General features: G+C 57.9%; 16 protein-coding genes and 1 pseudogene. 9 read left to right on the top strand and 8 right to left on the bottom strand.

Annotated elements, in window-relative coordinates:
• Window positions 1–3 precede the first annotated feature (3 nt).
• The 3 genes from ACYZTY_RS15495 to bkdR form a co-directional block, all read right to left on the bottom strand.
• Window positions 4–1,512 carry a metallophosphoesterase gene (locus ACYZTY_RS15495; RefSeq protein ID WP_461954433.1) on the bottom strand — a complete coding sequence of 503 codons (1,509 nt, stop codon included), beginning with the start codon at window positions 1,510–1,512 and terminating at the stop codon, window positions 4–6.
• Window positions 1,512–4,301 (bottom strand): TRAP transporter substrate-binding protein, encoded by a 2,790-nt coding sequence (locus ACYZTY_RS15500; protein ID WP_461954434.1) that lies wholly within the window; start codon window positions 4,299–4,301, stop codon window positions 1,512–1,514. Before ACYZTY_RS15500 ends, ACYZTY_RS15495 begins: the two co-directional genes overlap by 1 nt.
• 136 nt (window positions 4,302–4,437) lie before the next feature.
• A complete protein-coding gene (gene bkdR, locus ACYZTY_RS15505) occupies window positions 4,438–4,926 on the bottom strand; it encodes a Bkd operon transcriptional regulator BkdR (RefSeq protein ID WP_016985245.1) in 489 nt (162 codons plus the stop codon).
• A 186-nt stretch (window positions 4,927–5,112) separates the two neighbouring features.
• Between bkdR and ACYZTY_RS15510 the strand changes: the two genes are divergently transcribed.
• The 5 genes from ACYZTY_RS15510 to ACYZTY_RS15530 all read left to right on the top strand — a co-directional run bounded on the left by ACYZTY_RS15510 (window position 5,113) and on the right by ACYZTY_RS15530 (window position 11,400).
• A complete protein-coding gene (locus tag ACYZTY_RS15510; RefSeq protein WP_461954435.1) occupies window positions 5,113–6,348 on the top strand; it encodes a thiamine pyrophosphate-dependent enzyme in 1,236 nt (411 codons plus the stop codon).
• 1 nt (window position 6,349) lies between these two features.
• Entirely contained in the window at window positions 6,350–7,408 is a 1,059-nt protein-coding gene (locus ACYZTY_RS15515) for an alpha-ketoacid dehydrogenase subunit beta (RefSeq protein ID WP_461954436.1), read from the top strand.
• Window positions 7,409–8,680: a dihydrolipoamide acetyltransferase family protein gene (locus ACYZTY_RS15520; RefSeq protein ID WP_461954437.1), complete on the top strand. Its 1,272-nt coding sequence runs from the start codon at window positions 7,409–7,411 to the stop codon at window positions 8,678–8,680.
• Window positions 8,681–8,696: 16 nt separating this feature from the next.
• Window positions 8,697–10,079, top strand: coding sequence for a dihydrolipoyl dehydrogenase (gene lpdA, locus ACYZTY_RS15525; RefSeq protein ID WP_461954438.1), 1,383 nt, complete (start codon window positions 8,697–8,699; stop codon window positions 10,077–10,079).
• Window positions 10,080–10,380: 301 nt separating this feature from the next.
• Window positions 10,381–11,400 carry a branched-chain amino acid aminotransferase gene (locus ACYZTY_RS15530; RefSeq protein WP_461954439.1) on the top strand — a complete coding sequence of 340 codons (1,020 nt, stop codon included), beginning with the start codon at window positions 10,381–10,383 and terminating at the stop codon, window positions 11,398–11,400.
• A 53-nt stretch (window positions 11,401–11,453) separates the two neighbouring features.
• On the opposite strand, the gene ACYZTY_RS15535 is transcribed toward ACYZTY_RS15530, so the two are convergent.
• The 3 genes from ACYZTY_RS15535 to ACYZTY_RS15545 form a co-directional block, all read right to left on the bottom strand.
• Entirely contained in the window at window positions 11,454–12,290 is an 837-nt protein-coding gene (locus ACYZTY_RS15535) for a TIGR03915 family putative DNA repair protein (protein WP_461954440.1), read from the bottom strand.
• On the bottom strand, window positions 12,287–13,507 hold the full coding sequence (locus ACYZTY_RS15540; protein WP_461954441.1) for a putative DNA modification/repair radical SAM protein: 1,221 nt from the start codon (window positions 13,505–13,507) through the stop codon (window positions 12,287–12,289). Before ACYZTY_RS15540 ends, ACYZTY_RS15535 begins: the two co-directional genes overlap by 4 nt.
• Window positions 13,508–13,587: 80 nt before the next feature.
• On the bottom strand, window positions 13,588–14,337 hold the full coding sequence (locus tag ACYZTY_RS15545; protein ID WP_461954442.1) for an ArsR/SmtB family transcription factor: 750 nt from the start codon (window positions 14,335–14,337) through the stop codon (window positions 13,588–13,590).
• Window positions 14,338–14,419: 82 nt separating this feature from the next.
• On the opposite strand from ACYZTY_RS15545, the gene ACYZTY_RS15550 reads away from it, so the two are divergent.
• Window positions 14,420–15,532 carry a cytochrome P450 gene (locus ACYZTY_RS15550; RefSeq protein ID WP_461954443.1) on the top strand — a complete coding sequence of 371 codons (1,113 nt, stop codon included), beginning with the start codon at window positions 14,420–14,422 and terminating at the stop codon, window positions 15,530–15,532.
• A 137-nt stretch (window positions 15,533–15,669) separates the two neighbouring features.
• Here ACYZTY_RS15550 and ACYZTY_RS15555 read toward each other — a convergent pair whose 3' ends face one another.
• Complete coding sequence (locus tag ACYZTY_RS15555) at window positions 15,670–16,560, bottom strand: LysR substrate-binding domain-containing protein (RefSeq protein WP_461954444.1); 891 nt, start codon at window positions 16,558–16,560, stop codon at window positions 15,670–15,672.
• Between the two features lie 116 nt (window positions 16,561–16,676).
• Here ACYZTY_RS15555 and ACYZTY_RS15560 point away from each other — a divergent pair, with 116 nt between their 5' ends.
• From ACYZTY_RS15560 to ACYZTY_RS15570, 3 genes and pseudogenes are all read left to right on the top strand, one after another.
• The gene (locus tag ACYZTY_RS15560; protein WP_461954445.1) at window positions 16,677–17,708 is read left to right on the top strand and encodes a D-cysteine desulfhydrase family protein; all 1,032 of its coding nucleotides are present in this window, start codon (window positions 16,677–16,679) and stop codon (window positions 17,706–17,708) included.
• 384 nt (window positions 17,709–18,092) lie between these two features.
• Window positions 18,093–18,272: pseudogene (locus ACYZTY_RS15565) on the top strand (DUF6124 family protein); the annotation flags it as partial.
• A gap of 197 nt (window positions 18,273–18,469) precedes the next feature.
• A complete protein-coding gene (locus ACYZTY_RS15570) occupies window positions 18,470–18,817 on the top strand; it encodes a pyocin S6 family toxin immunity protein (RefSeq protein WP_461954446.1) in 348 nt (115 codons plus the stop codon).
• 72 nt (window positions 18,818–18,889) lie between these two features.
• Here ACYZTY_RS15570 and ACYZTY_RS15575 read toward each other — a convergent pair whose 3' ends face one another.
• Window positions 18,890–19,228, bottom strand: a complete 339-nt coding sequence (locus ACYZTY_RS15575) for an FKBP-type peptidyl-prolyl cis-trans isomerase (RefSeq protein ID WP_461954447.1) — start codon at window positions 19,226–19,228, stop codon at window positions 18,890–18,892.
• Window positions 19,229–19,251: the final 23 nt, after the last annotated feature.

Below are 19,251 nucleotides of genomic sequence, written 5' to 3' on the forward strand. Positions count from 1 at the left end.
TTGTCATAAACATTCTTTGACGCCAGGAATAGTGAAACCGCCACTGCCTGACTCCGACATCTGCCAAAGTTGTAGTTTGGCGGTTTTACGCGGATCACCCGGTGGCACAACTACAGCGGAGTAACACGGCTTCAAATCCTCTGGATTCAATTGACGCAGAGCCTGAACAGTTGTGATGTGTTTAGCGTCTGCTATTGCCTGGAAGGCTCTGTCATCGACCAGACGCTGGAATGCGCCCGTGTTTACCACGGTGATGGTTTTGTCATTCTGCACGGCGACATCCCAATTCTTTTCCCCGCGATGGGTGTGCCCATAGACAAACAGCCTGAAGTCCCCTAACTGTTGACGACGCTGGTTTAGGTGATTCTTGAAAATAGTTTTCTTGGGGACCAATAATCCTGCAACCAACGCATTCAGTTCGCCGTGACAGAGATTTACTTTGTTAACCAGCATCGTATTCTTGCAAAGCATCTCCAGCTCTTCGTCTGGCATCTTTTGTACCATTTCATCCAATTCTTTTCGCAGTGCCTGTCCCGACGCATCGTTTGCCTCAATTAACTCCCTGAACTCATCTGTCTCTGGAAGCCCATTGGTAAATAGGCGATACCCTGATTTTTTAGCGGCTTTGATACTGAAGGGTTTTTCTGGTTTTTCATCCGTTGCCAGAAGCGACATTTTTTGTGCTGGGGTCGTTTCGAAAATATTAAAAGCTATGAAACGCCCCACATCGGCCGCACTTCCCCACAATCCCCGATCACCCATGCGATACCGGGCACCGGCGGTTTCAGGATTGAGGTTGTCAATCACCGGATATTGTTTTTCCTGCTCATTAAACAGTTTCTGAACGAAACGTTCTCCCCAGGGGCGGATCATCAGTTCTTTGCCATTGCCACCCACAGTGGTGACTTTGGGCCATTGGTCAAATGCGTTCACATCCTTGCCGATCTGTTGCCCGTGTTCCGCGACAATACGCTTGTCATCGGATCTCCAGATCCCTTCGGTTACCAAAATGACGCGACCGCTCGGAGCATCCAGACTTGTGGCCAGCGGCGCCCAGACTTCCGGCACCAAAAGGGCTGCGTCATGATTGCCGGGCACAACATGAATTTTATTGCTGCCTAGTTTCGAAAACGCCTTCAACGCTTCGAGGTCGGCGGCATGTGCCAATGTTATGCGTCGCGTCAAGTCAACCAGTTCGGGGACCGAACAACCGGCACCCGCACCACTACCGTCACAGTGAATATCATCAGGCAACTGCCAAAGCTCCAGGAAGTCGCCGACGATAACCAAATCCACTTCGTCATTCCCTTCTCTGGATATAGCTTTCAGAAACCCCTCAAGTGCATGCGTCCACCTGAAATCCTCATAAGGGTGCCACTTCTGATCGGCATTCTTCCCCAACCCGAAATGTAAGTCGCTGATAAAAACACTATATCGCGCCTGAGCGTCGGTGACCGTCAACAGCAAAAAACTGGAAAAGGCCAGAATGGCAGCTCCGCGTAGATAGCTCATCATTGCACTCCTTGTTGCGAATAGGACGGGCCGGCGCACATGCGCAGTTCATGGTTGCCAATAATTTGAAACTCCAGCGCCATGTCGGCGTAGCCCGACTCCTCACCGTAAGCATCAATAGTTTTCTGTAGCGCGCGATTGAACACATCAACGAAGCGTGCCGGTTCACCAGTGGTTCTTAGGTCTTGAGCGACCGTGACAAAACTAACCGCAAGACGAACCCCAAAATCCGTATTAACCTGGAAGGGAGAAGCCACGATGGCGCTCATTCCGTTATCCACCAGTAGTTTCACAAACTGACGACTTGCCGTAGAGGCCCCTACGGTGGAACAAGCTGCTAAAACGGCCACGCTTCCTGGCATGAATCGACGGTTGACATCCGTATCCAGAACCCGGCTGGGAAGGCCTTTGGAAGAAAAGGTGATATCGCCCTCTCCGTGATGAGCAAGCAGCACCAGTGCGTTACTGGTCGTTTGCGCGGCGCCGCCAGGAGGGCTGATGTATTTCACCAGAGCGGTGTTGTCCTGATACCAGTTGAGATTTGATCCCTGAATGCGCCAATCCTCCTGGCTCAACAGCTTGAGCATTTCCGGGCTAGCACCATCGAGATCGGTTGGAATCGCGAAATCCCAACTGTTCACGCATGCATCAGGTGCTGCTTTTTGAGCATCCTGAAGTGGTTGAACGACAGTGACACGGTGACTGAACAACGCATTTGGGGCATTGGCTCCCAGCATCGCCAGCGGCAGGTATTGAATCCTCCCAACCTTATCAAAATAGCGAACCAGCACGATGGGTGATGACGCCTGGGCGGATAGCTGCTGCATCGCCTTTTTCGCCTTACCAGCCTCTTCTTTGTCCCGATCAGAGCGCCCGATAAACAGCGCATTGGTCATGCGCGTGACAACATCCGCATAAGGTTGAGGCTCACCTATCCTGTCACGTGCCTCGATGATTGAGCCCGGCAGCATGCTTTGCTGCCCCAGGAACAGCGAAAGATTGCCTTTAAGCTCCCATGCATAGACTGGCGGGTTACTTCCGTTTTTTTCAGCGGCCTCAAACTCCTTCCGATCTACATAAACAGCCACCGTCCTTGGGTTCCCGACACTCGAATCAGCCTCAAACAAATGAAGCGCCGAATCCGCTGGCGCGTTCCCCGCATGCGCATCCCCTAATTCAAGCAACCCAGACAACCCGGCGACTAGTTGTCCTCCGAAAACGCCTGCGCCACAGCTTTCCGAACTTGCCTCACCTTTCGCGGTAACAGGAACACTGACAACCAGATAGTCCAGCGGCTTGACACCGGCTACATCCCAGATCGAAACCACAACTCGAGCACACCCAGTGCTGCGTGCCATCAAGGACCATCGAAGAGGTTTACTCACTGAGAGTTTTTCCGCCATCGCACTGAGGGTGATCTGTTTATTCTGAACCTGCTGGCGGTAATCCGTATCGCCGGCATCGGGTACCAGGCGTTTGCGACTGATGATCATCCGGGCGGCGGTAAAATCTGAACCTTCCAACGGTTCGAGTAGCCCTCCCATCAAAACCGGTTTGATCAGCAACTGAATGTCACCTTTGCTGTCATCGATTTTTTCTTGAAGTTGCTTACTGATGGCGTCGGCTAGCGCAGAGGGGTAATCGCCCCGTCCCAAGTCCAGAACGAAATCGTATGGCGTTTCAAGCGCCAGCGTAGAGGCCACATCGCCATCTGATTCAAACCAGGCATTCCAACTCAAAGAGGCACGTTTCAAGTCCTCAGATGATTGCGCTTTGGCTTTGGCTTCTCTGACAAGTTGCGGACCGATGCTAGAGATGGTCTTTTCCTGCCCCTTATTCAGTGCAATACGCCATTGCGCACGCATGGCCTCATCGATGTTCAACGAAGCGGTATCGCGAGAATACCGTATGACGTTTTTCGCTCTGGTTTCCCGTGCGGTGACATTGGCAGTGACATAACTTTCCGTGTCACTGATGGCCTGAGAAATATTTGTTTGCTCCTGCGGTGTCAACGCTGTGAACTTGTCATCCTTGTAAATCGCGACCAATCCGTCGAAGCGATGATTGCTTTGCGTTACAAAGGGCGGTTTAAGTTTCGATGCCTCGTCCCACGTGACCTCAGCCGCGTCGATTTGGCCTAGTTTCAACTTCGAATCAATCTCACCATCCGCCATCTTTACCGTTTTGGCGCCTACGTTCGAAAGATCTATCGACTTATAACTATTCGTTGAATAAGCGACGGTGCTCCCTTCAAAATCGTTAGGTGAGCGTCTAGGAAGTTGGCTGGCGATCACCCGTGTTCCGCCATACCAAACCCCCCCCAGCGCACTTAATCCTTTCGCGTTGAGTTGGCTGGACAGCTCTGGTTTAAGTTGCCAACCGGTAAAAAATGCGTTGGGTTTTTTATCGGTGAAAGAAAATGGTAAATCGTAAATACCAAATCCCGGGATGAAATCCGCCAAAACAGCGACCGGCACAATGGCCACATCGATTTCGCCCTTCTGAACTCGCTGAATAGCTTCGCTGGCAGAGGCGACATCCAGGGTGTTGATTTGAGCCGAACCTTGAAGTGCATCATTGAGGCGAGGTGTCGCCTGATCAAAAAACTCATCTTTGGGGATGGCGACATCTATCTGAACCCGGTGTTCGTCTGCAGCAAGCAGCGGCGGCCCACTAAAACCCAGAATGAGAAAACTCCCCAGAACACAACTCGCAACCCAGCGGGGCAAAAGCCGCCAGCATTGCGCTGACGCGGGGCGAACACTTCTATTGCTTACGCAGCCAGCCATATGCCCGCCCTCCGTGCCGGTGACCGACACTTGCCTGTGATTCGGCGTTTGCAGAGGAGGACGACTGACTCTCTTTTGCGTCTTATGAATAAAGCACTAAGCCAGCATTATGGCAAAGTGCAGTCAGATGAACGGACTAGCTGCCTAGTGTTAAGCCATTCGCGGGCAACGGCAGCGCCGTCTTGTAGCGCACTTGCTTAAGCGCAAAGCTTGAGCGGATGTTGGCCACGCCGGGGACCTTGGTAAGGAAGTCCATCATGAAGCGCTCCAGCGACTGAATGGTCGGCACCAGCACTCGGATCAGATAGTCCGGGTCGCCCGCCATCAAGTAGCACTCCATCACTTCCGGGCGATCCGAAATCGCTTCCTCGAAATGCTGCAACGCCTCCTCCACCTGTTTCTCCAGGCTCACATGAATGAACACATTCACGTGCAGCCCCAGCAGGTCAGCATCCAGCAGCGTCACTTGCTCGCGAATCAGCCCCAGTTCCTCCATCGCCTTGACCCGATTGAAGCACGGCGTCGGCGACAGGTTGACCGAGCGTGCGAGGTCAGCGTTGGTGATGCGGGCGTTCTCCTGAAGGCTGTTCAAAATGCCGATATCGGTACGGTCCAGTTTGCGCATGAGACAAAACCACCTGTTTTTTATGTTTATGCAGATTTTTTATCCTCAAATGATCTCCAACGCAACGAAACAGAGATAAATATTCTTCTGCGCCGGGCCTATGATGTTTGTAGGACAAGATTTCCATAACACGTGGAATGACGGTCAGCTCACTACAAGAAATTCACAAGATCGAGCGTAGAAGCCATGAACCAAGCGTACGAACCGCTGCAACTGCACGTTCCCGAACCATCGGGCCGTCCTGGCTGCAAAACCGACTTTTCCTACCTGCGTCTGACCGACGCTGGTACGGTGCGCAAACCCCCAATCGACGTTGAACCGGCCGACACCGCTGATCTGGCCAAGGGCCTGATTCGCGTGCTCGACGACCAGGGCAATGCCCTCGGTCCATGGGCTGAAGGCGTACCCGCCGAGATCCTGCGTAAAGGCATGCGCGCCATGCTCAAGACGCGGATCTATGACAACCGCATGGTGGTCGCCCAGCGTCAGAAAAAAATGTCGTTCTACATGCAGAGCCTTGGCGAAGAAGCCATCGGCAGCGGCCAGGCCCTGGCGCTGAACGTCGATGACATGTGCTTCCCGACGTACCGCCAGCAAAGCATCCTGATGGCGCGAGACGTGCCGCTGGTGGACCTGATCTGCCAACTGCTGTCCAACGAGCGCGATCCGCTCAAGGGCCGTCAGCTGCCAATCATGTACTCGGTCAAAGACTTCGGCTTCTTCACTATTTCCGGCAACCTCGCCACCCAGTTCGTACAGGGTGTGGGCTGGGGCATGGCGTCGGCGATCAAGGGCGACACCAAAATCGCCTCGGCGTGGATCGGCGACGGCGCCACCGCTGAATCCGACTTCCACACTGCCCTCACCTTCGCCCACGTTTACCGTGCGCCCGTGATCCTCAACGTGGTCAACAACCAGTGGGCGATTTCGACGTTCCAGGCGATTGCCGGTGGTGAAGCCACCACGTTCGCCGGTCGTGGCGTCGGTTGTGGCATTGCCTCCCTTCGGGTCGATGGCAACGATTTCGTCGCGGTCTACGCGGCTTCAGCCTGGGCCGCCGAACGCGCCCGCCGCAACCTCGGTCCGACCATGATCGAATGGGTCACCTACCGCGCTGGCCCGCACTCCACGTCCGATGATCCGTCCAAGTACCGTCCTGCCGACGATTGGAGCTACTTCCCGTTGGGCGACCCGATTGCCCGATTGAAGCAGCACCTGATCAAAATCGGTCAGTGGTCTGAAGAAGAACACGTCGCCGTCAGCGCCGAACTGGAGGCCGAAGTGATTGCCGCGCAAAAAGAAGCCGAGCAGTACGGCACCCTCGCCGGTGGCCAGATTCCAAGCGCCGCGACCATGTTCGAAGACGTCTATAAAGAGATGCCGGAGCACTTGAAGCGCCAGCGTCAAGAGTTGGGGATCTGACATGAACGATCACAACAACAATATTCAGTCGGAAACCGCCATGACCACCACCACCATGACCATGATCCAGGCCCTGCGCTCGGCCATGGATGTGATGCTTGAGCGTGACGACAACGTCGTGGTCTTCGGCCAGGACGTTGGCTACTTCGGCGGCGTGTTCCGCTGCACCGAAGGCCTGCAGAACAAATACGGCACCTCCCGGGTGTTCGATGCGCCGATCTCCGAAAGCGGCATCGTCGGCGTCGCCGTGGGCATGGGTGCCTACGGTCTGCGCCCGGTGGCCGAGATTCAGTTCGCCGATTACGTGTACCCGGCGTCGGACCAGATCATTTCCGAAGCCGCGCGCCTGCGTTATCGCTCGGCCGGCGAGTTCACCGCGCCGATGACCCTGCGCATGCCTTGCGGCGGCGGCATCTACGGCGGCCAGACCCATAGCCAGAGCATCGAGGCGATGTTCACTCAGGTTTGCGGCTTGCGCACGGTCATGCCGTCCAACCCTTACGATGCCAAAGGCTTGCTGATCGCATCCATCGAAAACGATGACCCGGTGATCTTCCTCGAGCCAAAACGCCTGTACAACGGTCCGTTCGACGGCCATCACGACCGCCCGGTAACCCCGTGGTCGAAACACCCGGCTGCACAAGTGCCGGACGGTTACTACACCGTGCCGCTGGACGTTGCCGCCATTGCCCGTCCGGGCAAAGAAGTGACCATCCTGACCTACGGCACCACCGTTTACGTCTCGCTAGTTGCCGCAGAAGAAACCGGGATCGACGCAGAAGTCATCGACCTGCGCAGCCTGTGGCCGCTGGACCTGGACACCATCGTCAAGTCGGTGAAGAAAACCGGCCGCTGCGTGATCGTTCACGAAGCGACCCGTACTTGTGGCTTCGGCGCCGAACTGGTCGCCCTGGTGCAAGAGCATTGCTTCCACCACCTGGAAGCGCCGATCGAACGCGTCACCGGTTGGGACACTCCCTACCCGCACGCGCAAGAGTGGGCGTATTTCCCTGGTCCGTCCCGTGTGGGCGCGGCTTTGAAACGGGTTATGGAGGTCTGAATGGGCACGCACGTTATTAAAATGCCAGACATTGGTGAAGGCATTGCAGAAGTTGAATTGTCGGTGTGGCACGTCAAGGTCGGCGACATGGTCGTCGAAGATCAGGTGCTGGCCGATGTGATGACCGACAAGGCGATGGTCGACATCCCTTCGCCGGTGCATGGCAAGGTGATTGCGCTGGGTGGACAGCCGGGCGAAGTCATGGCGGTTGGCAGCATCCTGATCAGCATTGAAGTCGAAGGCGCGGGCAACGTTAAAGAGTCGGCTCAGCCTGTACCTGTTAAAGAAGCACCGGTTGCGGCGCCGAAAGCTGAAGCCGTGGTGGCTAGCAAGCCGGTCGCTGCTGCAGCGCCAAAAGCCGCCGTTTGCCAAGGCCCGATGGTCGCTCGCGAAGCCGACGAACGTCCGCTGGCCTCCCCGGCCGTGCGCAAACATGCGCTGGACCTCGGCATCCAGTTGCGCCTGGTCCGTGGCACCGGCCCTGCCGGTCGCGTGCTGCACGAAGACCTCGACGCTTATCTGGCCCAGGGTCAGTCGAATGCATCGAGCGTCGGCAGTGCGTACACCCAGCGTAACGACGAAGAACAGATCCCGGTTATCGGTATGCGCCGCAAGATTGCCCAGCGCATGCAGGACGCCACGCAACGCGCCGCTCACTTCAGTTATGTCGAAGAAATCGACGTGACCGCCGTGGAAGAGCTGCGCGCGCACTTGAACGAAAAACACGGTGCGACCCGTGGCAAGCTGACTTTGCTGCCATTTTTGGTCCGCGCGCTGGTCGTCGCCCTGCGCGACTTCCCGCAGATCAATGCCCGTTACGACGACGAAGCCCAGGTCATCACCCGCCTTGGCGCCGTCCATGTGGGCATCGCCACGCAAGCCGACATCGGCTTGATGGTGCCGGTGGTGCGCCACGCCGAAGCCCGCAGCCTGTGGGACAACGCTCAGGAAATCTCCCGTTTGGCCACTGCCGCGCGTAATGGCAAGGCTGCCCGCGATGAACTGTCCGGCTCTAGCATCACCCTGACCAGCCTTGGCGCGCTGGGCGGTATCGTCAGCACCCCGGTGCTGAACCTGCCGGAAGTGGCGATCGTCGGCGTCAACAAAATCGTTGAACGCCCAATGGTCGTCAAAGGCCAGATCGTGATTCGCAAGATGATGAACCTCTCCAGCTCCTTCGATCACCGTGTGGTCGATGGCATGGACGCGGCGCAATTCATCCAGGCCGTTCGTGGTCTGCTCGAACAACCCGCCACCCTGTTCGTCGACTGATTTTAGAGGAGCATGCATGCAAACCTTGAACACCACGCTGCTGATCATCGGCGGCGGCCCTGGCGGTTATGTGACGGCGATTCGTGCCGGCCAGCTGGGCATCTCGACCATTCTGGTGGAAGGCGAATCACTGGGCGGTACGTGCCTGAACATCGGCTGCATTCCGTCGAAGGCGTTGATTCACGTCGCTGAACAGTTCCACCAGACGCAGCATCACAGCCAGCATTCGGCGCTGGGCATCAGCGTTTCGGCACCAACCCTCGACATCAGCAAGAGCGTCGAATGGAAGGATGGCATCGTCGATCGCCTGACCACCGGCGTCGCGGCCCTGTTGAAAAAGAACAAAGTCCAGGTCATTCAAGGCTGGGCCAAAGTGATCGACGGCAAAACCGTTGATGTGGGCGATACGCGAATCCAGTGCGAGCACCTGGTGCTGGCGACCGGTTCGAAAAGCGTGAACCTGCCGATGCTGCCGATTGGCGGGCCGATCATCTCTTCCACCGAAGCCCTGGCGCCGACGTCCGTGCCGAAACGGCTGGTCGTGGTCGGTGGCGGTTACATCGGTCTGGAGCTGGGGATTGCCTATCGCAAACTGGGCGCTGACGTGAGCGTGGTCGAGGCGCAGGAGCGCATTTTGCCGGCCTACGATGCCGAACTGACCCAGCCGGTACACGACGAACTGAAAAAACTTGGCGTGAAGCTTTACGTGAAGCACAGCGTGCAAGGCTTTGATTCTGCTAGTAATACACTGCAAGTTCTTGAGCCGGGTGGCGATACCCTGAACCTGGAAACGGATCAGGTGCTGGTAGCTGTCGGTCGCAAGCCGAACACCCAGGGTTGGAACCTTGAAGCACTGAATCTGGACATGAACGGTTCGGCGATCAAGATCGACAACCGCTGCCAGACCAGCATGCGCAACGTGTATGCCATCGGCGACCTGAGCGGCGAACCGATGCTCGCGCACCGGGCCATGGCTCAGGGCGAGATGGTTGCCGAACTGATCAGCGGCAAGTCCCGCGAGTTCAACCCCACCGCCATCGCTGCTGTGTGCTTTACCGACCCGGAACTGGTGGTCGTCGGCAAGACCCCGGACGACGTCAAGGCGGCGGGTCTGGACTGCATCGTTTCCAGCTTCCCGTTCGCGGCCAATGGTCGGGCGATGACACTGGAATCCAAAAGCGGCTTCGTGCGTGTCGTGGCACGGCGTGACAATCATGTGATTGTCGGCTGGCAAGCGGTGGGCGTTGGCGTGTCGGAGTTGTCGACCGCGTTCGGCCAGAGCCTGGAAATGGGTGCGCGGCTGGAAGACATTGCCGGCACCATCCATGCGCATCCGACGCTCGGCGAGGCGGTGCAGGAAGCGGCTTTGCGTGCGTTGGGCCACGCGCTGCACCTCTAAAACCACACGCAAAACCCTGTAGCAGCTGACGAGCACCGCGAGGCAGCGTCCGGCGACGAAGTCGTCGCAAAACCTGCCAGCGCATGCTTACAGGCATACCGAGACAGCCGGAATACGACGGCTACGCCGCCGAACGCTGCCTCGCGGTGCTCGACAGCTGCTACATCGGGTTGCGTCGATGGTCGCAGAGATCGAATTGCGGGCTGCGAATTGGGCCCGGAATGAAGTATTGTTGTCCCCATCCAGAAAAACGTCAGAAGCCTTGAACCGTTTCGGCGGTTGTTAAGTGATAGAGGGTGTCATGGGTAACGAAAGCATCAATTGGGACAAGTTGGGTTTTGACTACATCAAGACAGACAAGCGCTTTCTCTCGTACTGGCGTAATGGCGAGTGGGACAAAGGCACCCTGACCGAAGACAACGTGCTGCACATCAGCGAAGGCTCCACTGCCCTTCACTATGGCCAGCAATGCTTCGAAGGCATGAAGGCCTATCGTTGCAAGGACGGTTCGATCAACCTGTTCCGTCCGGATCAGAACGCCCTGCGCATGCAACGCAGCTGCGCACGCCTGCTGATGCCGTTCGTGGAAACCGAGCAGTTCATCGAAGCCTGCAAAGAAGTGGTTCGTGCCAACGAGCGTTTCATCCCGCCTTACGGCACCGGCGGCGCGCTGTACCTGCGTCCGTTCGTGATCGGCGTGGGTGACAACATCGGCGTGCGTACCGCGCCCGAGTTCATCTTCTCGATCTTCGCCATTCCGGTCGGCGCCTACTTCAAGGGTGGCCTGACCCCGCACAACTTCCTGATCTCCAGCTACGATCGCGCGGCCCCACAAGGCACCGGTGCAGCCAAAGTCGGTGGCAACTACGCGGCCAGCCTGATGCCAGGTTCCCAGGCCAAGAAGGCGCATTACGCCGACTGCATCTACCTGGACCCGATGACCCACACCAAAATCGAAGAAGTCGGCTCGGCCAACTTCTTCGGGATCACCCACGACAACAAGTTCGTCACGCCGAACTCGCCGTCGGTACTGCCGGGCATCACCCGTCTGTCGTTGATCGAGCTGGCCAAATCGCGTCTGGGCCTGGAAGTGGTTGAAGGTGACGTGTTCATCGACAAGCTGTCCGACTTCAAGGAAGCCGGCGCTTGCGGTACTGCTGCCGTGATCACTCCGATCGGCGGCATCAGCTACAACGACCACCTGCACGTGTTCCACAGCGAAACCGAAGTCGGCCCGGTCACCCAGAAGCTCTACAAAGAGCTGACCGGTGTACAGACGGGCGACATCGAAGCACCCGCGGGCTGGATCGTTAAGGTTTGATCTGACCCCGGCGGCATCGAAGCCCTCCATCGCATTGGCGATGGGGGGCTTTTTTATGAGCGATGCCCGGCGTCTCCCAGCGCAATGCGTTTACCGCCCCTGCCCTTGATTCCGCTCGCCTGGCCATCCTGTTGCTTACCCGTGCGAGCCTGGGTGATCAGTCCAGGAATCAGCGCGCCTTCAGGCAGGTTTTTCCAGAACCGGGCCGGTAGATGCCCCTGCATGACTTTCGGGTTCAGTCGTGCCGGATTGAAAATGTGGCTGTAGTAGGTCAACCACATGTCGCTGTGCGGGTCGTCGACGTTTTGTGCCAGTTGCTGCCATTCAACCGGGCACTGGCGTTGGTGGATCAACTGCTCGCCGTCGTAGTAAACCCCATCCCTCGGCGTCGCGATCAACCAGCGATGCCGGCCCATGCGCCCGACAAAATGTTCACTGGCACTGTGCAGGATGTCGTGGGCCGGTTCGTGCCAGGCGACGTACTGCGGCCCCTCGCCTTCAGGCATCGCGACAAAGCGTACAAATGCATGTAAGTGATGAGCTTCACGCTGTACCTGTTTGATTCGTCTATGAAATTCACTGCCTAGCTTGTCACCCGCAAGCATCGCGGTGTGGTCACCATGACTGACCCGCCACAGCACTTCGTACAACAGGCTCCAGCGTTGATCACCCCGGTAACGGGCGGCGCGCTCAAGGGTGTCCAGCAACGTTCGCGGTATCCGTGCCTGAAACGGCCCTTGGGTTTGGGGTGGTGCATCGTCACTGGCGAACAGATCGGGCACGCCTTCACTGGCCCAACTCACGCGGCTCGGGTCCACCTCGTGACTGAGCAACCAGCGAGCCTGCTGGCGCCAGGTGTCGAACAGGTCGTCGCAATCCAGACTGATCATCCCCATAACCCCATTTGCTGCGGCTGCGGCCGGTCGCGCAGTTGCTGATACAGCAAATGACTGGTGACCTCGGCCTGCTGCGGGTGGTAATCGCTGGTGATGAAGAACGGCTTGGCCTTGGCCAGCACACAGCGCATTCGCGCCAGGTCTTCGTAGCGAATGCGTCGCTGACGGCGCAGCTCCACCAGCCGCTCGGTGGTGCGTAGGCCGATCCCTGGAATGCGCGCGATCAACGAGGCATCGGCACAATTGAGGTCCAGCGGGAACACCTCGCGATTCTCCAGTGCCCACGCCAGCTTCGGGTCGATGTCGAGCGCCAGGTGCCCGGGCCCTTTGAACAGCTCGCCAGCGGTAAAGCCGTAACTGCGCAACAGGAAGTCCGCTTGATACAAGCGGTGCTCACGCATCAGCGGTGGCGCGGCCAAAGGCACGCTTTTCGGGCTGTTGGGGATCGGGCTGAACGCCGAGTAATAGACCCGGCGCAAACTGTAGTTGCCATACAGCGCCTGGGCACTGTGGAGAATGGTGCTGTCATCGGTGTCATCGGCGCCCACGATCATCTGCGTGCTCTGCCCGGCCGGGGCAAATTTCGGCGCGCGGGGTTCGTTGAGTACGGTTTGTACGCCGGTGTAGATGGTTTGCATTGCTTGCTTGATCGAGCCCAGCTGTTTCTCCGGGGCCAGGGTTTGCAGGCTGGCGTCGGTGGGCAGTTCAATATTCACGCTCAAGCGATCGGCATAGCGCCCCGCTTCCTCGATCAGCGCCGGATCGGCTTCGGGAATAGTCTTGAGGTGGATGTAACCGCGGAACTCGTGGTCTTCGCGCAGCAATTTGGCCACGCGGATCAGTTGCTCCATGGTGTAGTCCGCCGACCGAATGATCCCGGAACTGAGAAACAGCCCACTGACGCAATTGCGCCGGTAGAAATCCATGGTCAGCGTCACCACTTCTTCCGGCGTGAAGCGTGCGCGTGGTACGTCGCTGGAGCGTCGATTGACGCAATACTGGCAGTCATACAGACAGAAATTGGTCAGCAGCACCTTCAGCAACGAAACGCAGCGCCCGTCCGGCGTGTAGCTGTGGCAAATGCCCATGCCGTCGGTCGAGCCCAGGCCGCTTTTGCCCTCGGAACTACGCTTCGGCGCACCACTGCTGGCGCAGGACGCGTCGTACTTGGCGGCGTCGGCGAGAATGCTGAGCTTGTCGATGAGTTCCATGGGGCACGCCTTTTACTGTGTGGATATACAGTATAGGGTCGACCCTCAAGGCACAAGCCATCAACGAACCCTTGGTCGGGTCAAATCACATCATGCACTGGTAGAGGTTGGCGCTGTTTCCGGACGGGATGTACGTCTGGCAGCGTCAGGTCGAACCGCGCGCCAAGCTCCCTGCGTCCCAGCGCCGTCAACGCCAGCGCCCGGCTGTCCAGATCCTGCGTCACCCATTTACGCTTGATCGCCGCTTGCAGCAATGCCGCCCCCAGCGAACCACCCAAGTGCGGCCGACGCATGCTCCAGTCCAGGCACGGGCAAGCAAAACGGCGGCGCAAGGTGCTCAGGTCGGTGACTTCGATGCCCAATCCTTCCATCAACACCTCGCCGCTGCCGCTCAGGCGATAAACCTGTTCATCGGTTTCCAGCAACCAGCCTTTTTCCAGCATCCGGTCATGCAGCAGCACTGCCAGCGTCCCGGCCATGTGGTCGTAACAGGTACGGGCGAATTGCAGGCGATCCGGTGTACGCGAACTGAAGGTCGGCGCGCTGTTCTGGCCAATCACCATCAGCGCTTCCAGCGCCTGGGCCACGCGCTTGTCCGCGAGGCTGTAATAGCGATGGCGGCCCTGCACGTGCAAACGCAGCAGCGCCAGGTCCTTGAGTTTGGCCAAGTGCGCGCTGGCGGTGGAGGCGCTGACTTCGGCAATCGCCGCGAGCTCGGTGCTGGTGCGGGCGTGGCCATCCATCAGCGAACAGAGGATTTTCGTCCGGGCCGGTTCCGCAATGGCCGCGGCCACTTGAGAGACGCCGATGTCGTGTTGTTCAACGTTCATATTTCGCTCCCGGACGAATCAAGGCCCTTTCGAACTGGAGATAGTAGCAACACTTTTCCCACCACGAACAAGGCTGTGACCCATGGACCCGATCATCGCTGCGACTCATGCCGATCCTTATCCCTATTACGCCCGGCTGCGCGCCGAGGGTGGGCTGGTGTTTCACCAAGGGCTGAAACTGTGGGTGGCGAGCAGCGCCCAAGCGGTTGCGGCGGTACTGGCGCATCCGGATTGCCATGTTCGGCCCGCCGCTGAGCCGGTGCCCAAAGCGATTGCCGGTGGGTTGGCCGGCCAGGTATTTGGGCAATTGATGCGGATGAATGAAGGCGACCGTCAGCGTTGCCCGAGATCGGCGATTCAGCCGGGTCTGGCGCTGATTGATGCGCACGAGGTCCATGCGCTGGTGGCCGCGCGGTTGATCACGCCGGATGCCGATGGGTTGTACAACGCCATGTTTCGCGGGCCGGTTTGTGTGGTGGCGGCGTTGCTGGGGTTCTCGCCGGCTCAGCGTCGGGCGATCAGCGAGCTGACGGCGGATTTCATCGCGTGCCTGTCGCCGCTGAGTGATCAGGCACAACTGAAGGTTGCCCATGCTGCGGCGGAACAGTTGAGGGGTTACTTCGTTGAAGTACTGGAGGATCCGGACAACAGAAGCGCGCTGCTCGCCGGGATTCGCTCACGCTTCGCCGGCGACACTGAAACGCTGATTGCCAATCTGATCGGGCTGTTCTCCCAGACGTATGAAGCCACCGCCGGGATGATCGGAAACGCGATAGTGACGTTGATTCGAAACCCGTCATTACTGCGTGATTCGACGCGCGTTGACCACTTGATCGCTGAAATTCAGCGCTTCGACCCGTCTGTGCAGAACACCCGCCGGTTTGTCGCGACACCCTGCGAAATCGAGGGTGTAAACCTGAATTCAGGCGATGTGATCCTGGTGCTGCTGGCTTCAGCCAATCGGGACCCACAACTCAATGACAGTCCCGAGGCCTTTATTCTGGATCGCCCGCATCGGCGCAGTTTTACGTTTGGTGCGGGGCGGCATCAATGTCCGGGGCAGATGCTGGCGGTGAGGATTGCCAGTGCCACGTTGAGCGAAATTCTGCTGCATCAACCTGCGCTGGATCAATTGGCCTGGAAGTACCGGCCTTCACTCAACGGGCGTATTCCGGTCTTTAGCGATTCGCCATAAAACCGCGTCATCGTTCTTCGCGAGCAAGCCCGCCCCCACATTCAACCGCGTTCCTACAGGAGAAATGCGGACAAATGTGGGAGTGAGCCGGCTCCGGGCGGCGTTCCGACGATAGCGGCATAACAAACAACGCACCACTACCCTGTCACCCCCAATCGACCCGCTACAAAGTCGACAAAGGCTTGCAACTTGGGCAGCGACTTCCTGGAGCGCGGATACACCATCTGCACCGGTTTGGGCGGCGGCACATAGGCGTCCATAATCTGGACCAGTTCACCTTTGGCCAACGCCGTCGACACCAGAAAGTCAGGCTGCATCAAAATCCCCTCTCCGGCCACGGCCGCCTGCAACAGCACTTGGCCGTCATTGCTCTTCAACACCGCGTTTTCAGGCCAGGGCACTTCGCTGGCGCCGTTTCTGAGCGGCCAGGCAAACCGGTTGTTCCAGGACGTGTGGGTGAGAATTCTGTGACGGTGCAGGTCTTCGGGACATTGGGGCTCCTGCCATTTTTCCAGATACAGCGGTGAGGCGCAGATCACCATTCGATACGGCGGCAACGGCGTGGCCAGCAGATTGACGCCGATCAGTTCGGAAATCCTGAACGCCAGATCGAAGGAAGTTTCGTACAAGTCCACCACTTCATTGCTCAGAATCAGCTCGACCTGAATCTGCGGATAACGCTGCATGAACTCGGCCACCAGAGGCCCGACCAGAGAAACGCCGAGACTCATCGGCGCGGTGATTCGCAGCAGGCCGCTGGGCTCCGGGCTGGACGCTTCCACCCGGCTGAACGCGTACTTCACTTGCTCCAGCGCCAGTTTGGCTTCTTCGTAAAACAATCGCCCCTCGCCCGTGATGGATTGCCGCCGGGTGGTGCGCTGAATCAGCTGGGTATTGAGGGTTTTCTCCAGGCCCTGGATATGCCGCCCCACCATGACCGCCGACATGCCGACTTCATTGGCCGCATCGGCGAAGCTGCCCGCCTCGACGACCGCGACGAAGACTTCCATTTGCCTGAGTTTGCTCATCACCCTGCCTTGCATTCGATACATCAGGTTAAAGGAGTAATAACCGGCGATGCGTTTATCACCCGGAACTTTGCCCCTAGAGTCACTTTAATAAACTGCATAACGAGGCGCCATTGATGCAAACCCTACTGGACACGTCACTGAGTTCTTTTGCGCGGGCAGACCTGCTGCAAGGTCCCACGCCGATTCAGCGGGCCGAACGCCTGGAACAGCTGCTGGGTTTGAAGGCACAAGGCATCGGCCTGTTCCTCAAGCGCGATGATCACATGTTGATCGGCGGTGGCGGCAACAAACTGCGCAAACTCGAATTCCATCTCGGCGCGGCGCTCGCGGCCGGGGTCGACACGGTCATTACCATCGGCGGCCTTCAGTCGAACCATGCGCGTCTGACGGCCGCCGTGTGTGCCCGTCTGGGCATTGCCTGCGAATTGATCCTGACCCGGTCGGTGCCCAAATCCGAAGTGGATTACGAACTTAACGGAAACGTCCTGCTCGACCAGTTGTTCGGCGCGGAAATACGGGGGCTGGCCGGTGGCAGCGACTTACTCGCCGAGGCCGAAAAACGGGCCGCGCAACTTCGGGATGCCGGGCGCAAAGTGTTGGTGATACCGACCGGGGGTTCAACGCCGCTGGGCAGTCTCGGTTATGCACGCTGTGCAGCGGAGATCGCGCAGCAGGAAACCGAGCTCGGCCTGAGCTTCAAGCAGGTTGTCGTGCCCAATGGCAGCGCTGGCACCCACGCCGGGCTCGCCGCAGGCTTTGAATTGCTGGGTCGGGGGACGTCGATCGTGAAGTCGTATTCGGTCTTGTCTGATCGGGACACGTCAGCGAACAGAACCGTGCAATTGACGCAGGACGCGCTGGCATTGCTGGGCAGCGGCGTGGTCGTTCAGGCTTCAGAGATTGTCATTGATGGCAGTCAGCTGGGTGACGGTTACGGCCTGCCGACGCCCGCCATGCTGGACGCGGTGCGCCTGATGGCTCGCGCTGAAGGCTTGCTGATTGATCCGGTGTATTCAGGGAAAGCGTTTGCCGGGTTGCTGAGTGATCTCAGGCAAGGACGCTTCCAGCGCGGTGACAATGTGCTGTTTGTGATGACGGGTGGAACGCCGGGGTTGTATGCGTACAGGGAGACGTTTCAGGTCTGATCCTCAGTCATTGCGGGGGGTTGGTAGCGGTTAAATCACTGCATCATTTGTAACTGTCGCAGGAGGCTACATCACCTTGCGCCATTGCCTACAACTGCGCCAGAATCCGCCGGCTTGTGCGCCTTGGGGCTCGTCGGTAACTTGGTTCTCGTCACTGCCTATCAGTGATCGGGTTTAGTCGCCCGGTGATTTCCAAAGCAGCATGCGCTCCGTTCAGCCAGGTATTCCCATATCTGCGCTCAATGGCAGCTGTGCGCAGGGCACCTTCGGGTGCGCCGGTTAAAGCTTTGGTGTCCCGGTCGACTAACCTGCCTACAGCTGCCACCCCCTTTGTTTAGTCGCGAGGTGGTATCAGCATCGACTTAGGTACCTAAGCAAATGATTAAGCACAGCCTGCTGGCCAATGCCTGCGAATCCATGGCCTCCGCGAGCGTCATGCTCAGTGACTTCGCCAACCTTCTGGAAGGTCCGCATCGCAACAAGGCGTTTGGGATTGCGCAAGTCGTCATGCTGGGTGAGCTCGCAGTAGACCGGGCGCTAGATAACATCGACCCGAAAGGCTAGCGGGTATCAGTGGTGAGGGAGGCTCCTCCCTCACCACAAAAATCCGGAAAGCCTCTGGCCTGCCCGTTTCAGCGCCACGGACGTAGCGAGCAGCACCATTTGCAACAACAACTCAACATTCAGAAAATGCCTACATCCATTTAATGCCCGTTGAGATAGCGTCCGCATCGCTTTCAAAAGTTGAAACAAGGACGCTCATGGCTAGCAAAACAAACATACCTCCGATTCAAAACCCATCGTCAGGCGACGGGCACCCCGCCCGCAACACGCCGCAGGACTATCCGGGAACAAATCAGGAGGCCCATTATGTTTTTTGGATCAGTGGATTTTCAAAAGGTGATCTTGAGGGTGACTTCTTAAAGTACGAATTGACCGTTCTACCCGAATTTGAAGACGCAATATTGCGTGTACTCGGCTGGAAAAACCTTGAGGAAAGCGCGTACGGGGACTGTTTACTGACCGCCGAGCAAATACAACAAACCGCTAAAGCGCTTAATGTGCAGTTACCGACTGACCTGGACCTCTTCATAGGGATGCGGGAGTAGTGGGGAAAACTGTTTAACCGCGGCGAGGGGCTTGCCCCCTCGCTACACCTGCCATTTCAGCCCACGCGTTTATCAATCATCCCGCGTCAGCACTTCCAGCAACTCAATCTCAAAAATCAGGTTCGAATTTGGCGTGATCGCACCCATGGTCCGCTCGCCGTAGGCCAAATGCGCCGGCACCAACAACTTGCGCTTGCCGCCAACCTGCATGCCGATAATCCCCTGATCCCAACCCTTGATCACCCTCCCCGTGCCAATCACGCACTGGAAAGGTTTGCCACGGCTGTAGGAAGAATCGAATTCGGTGCCATCCTCGAGCCAGCCGCGATATTGGGTGGTGATCAGCGCGCCTTTGACGGCGGCTTTGCCGTCGCCCACTTCAAGATCGATTACCTGCAATTCATCATTCATCACGTTCACTCTATTGTTCACTC

It is taken from the genome of Pseudomonas sp. LB1P83 (genome assembly GCF_054897885.1).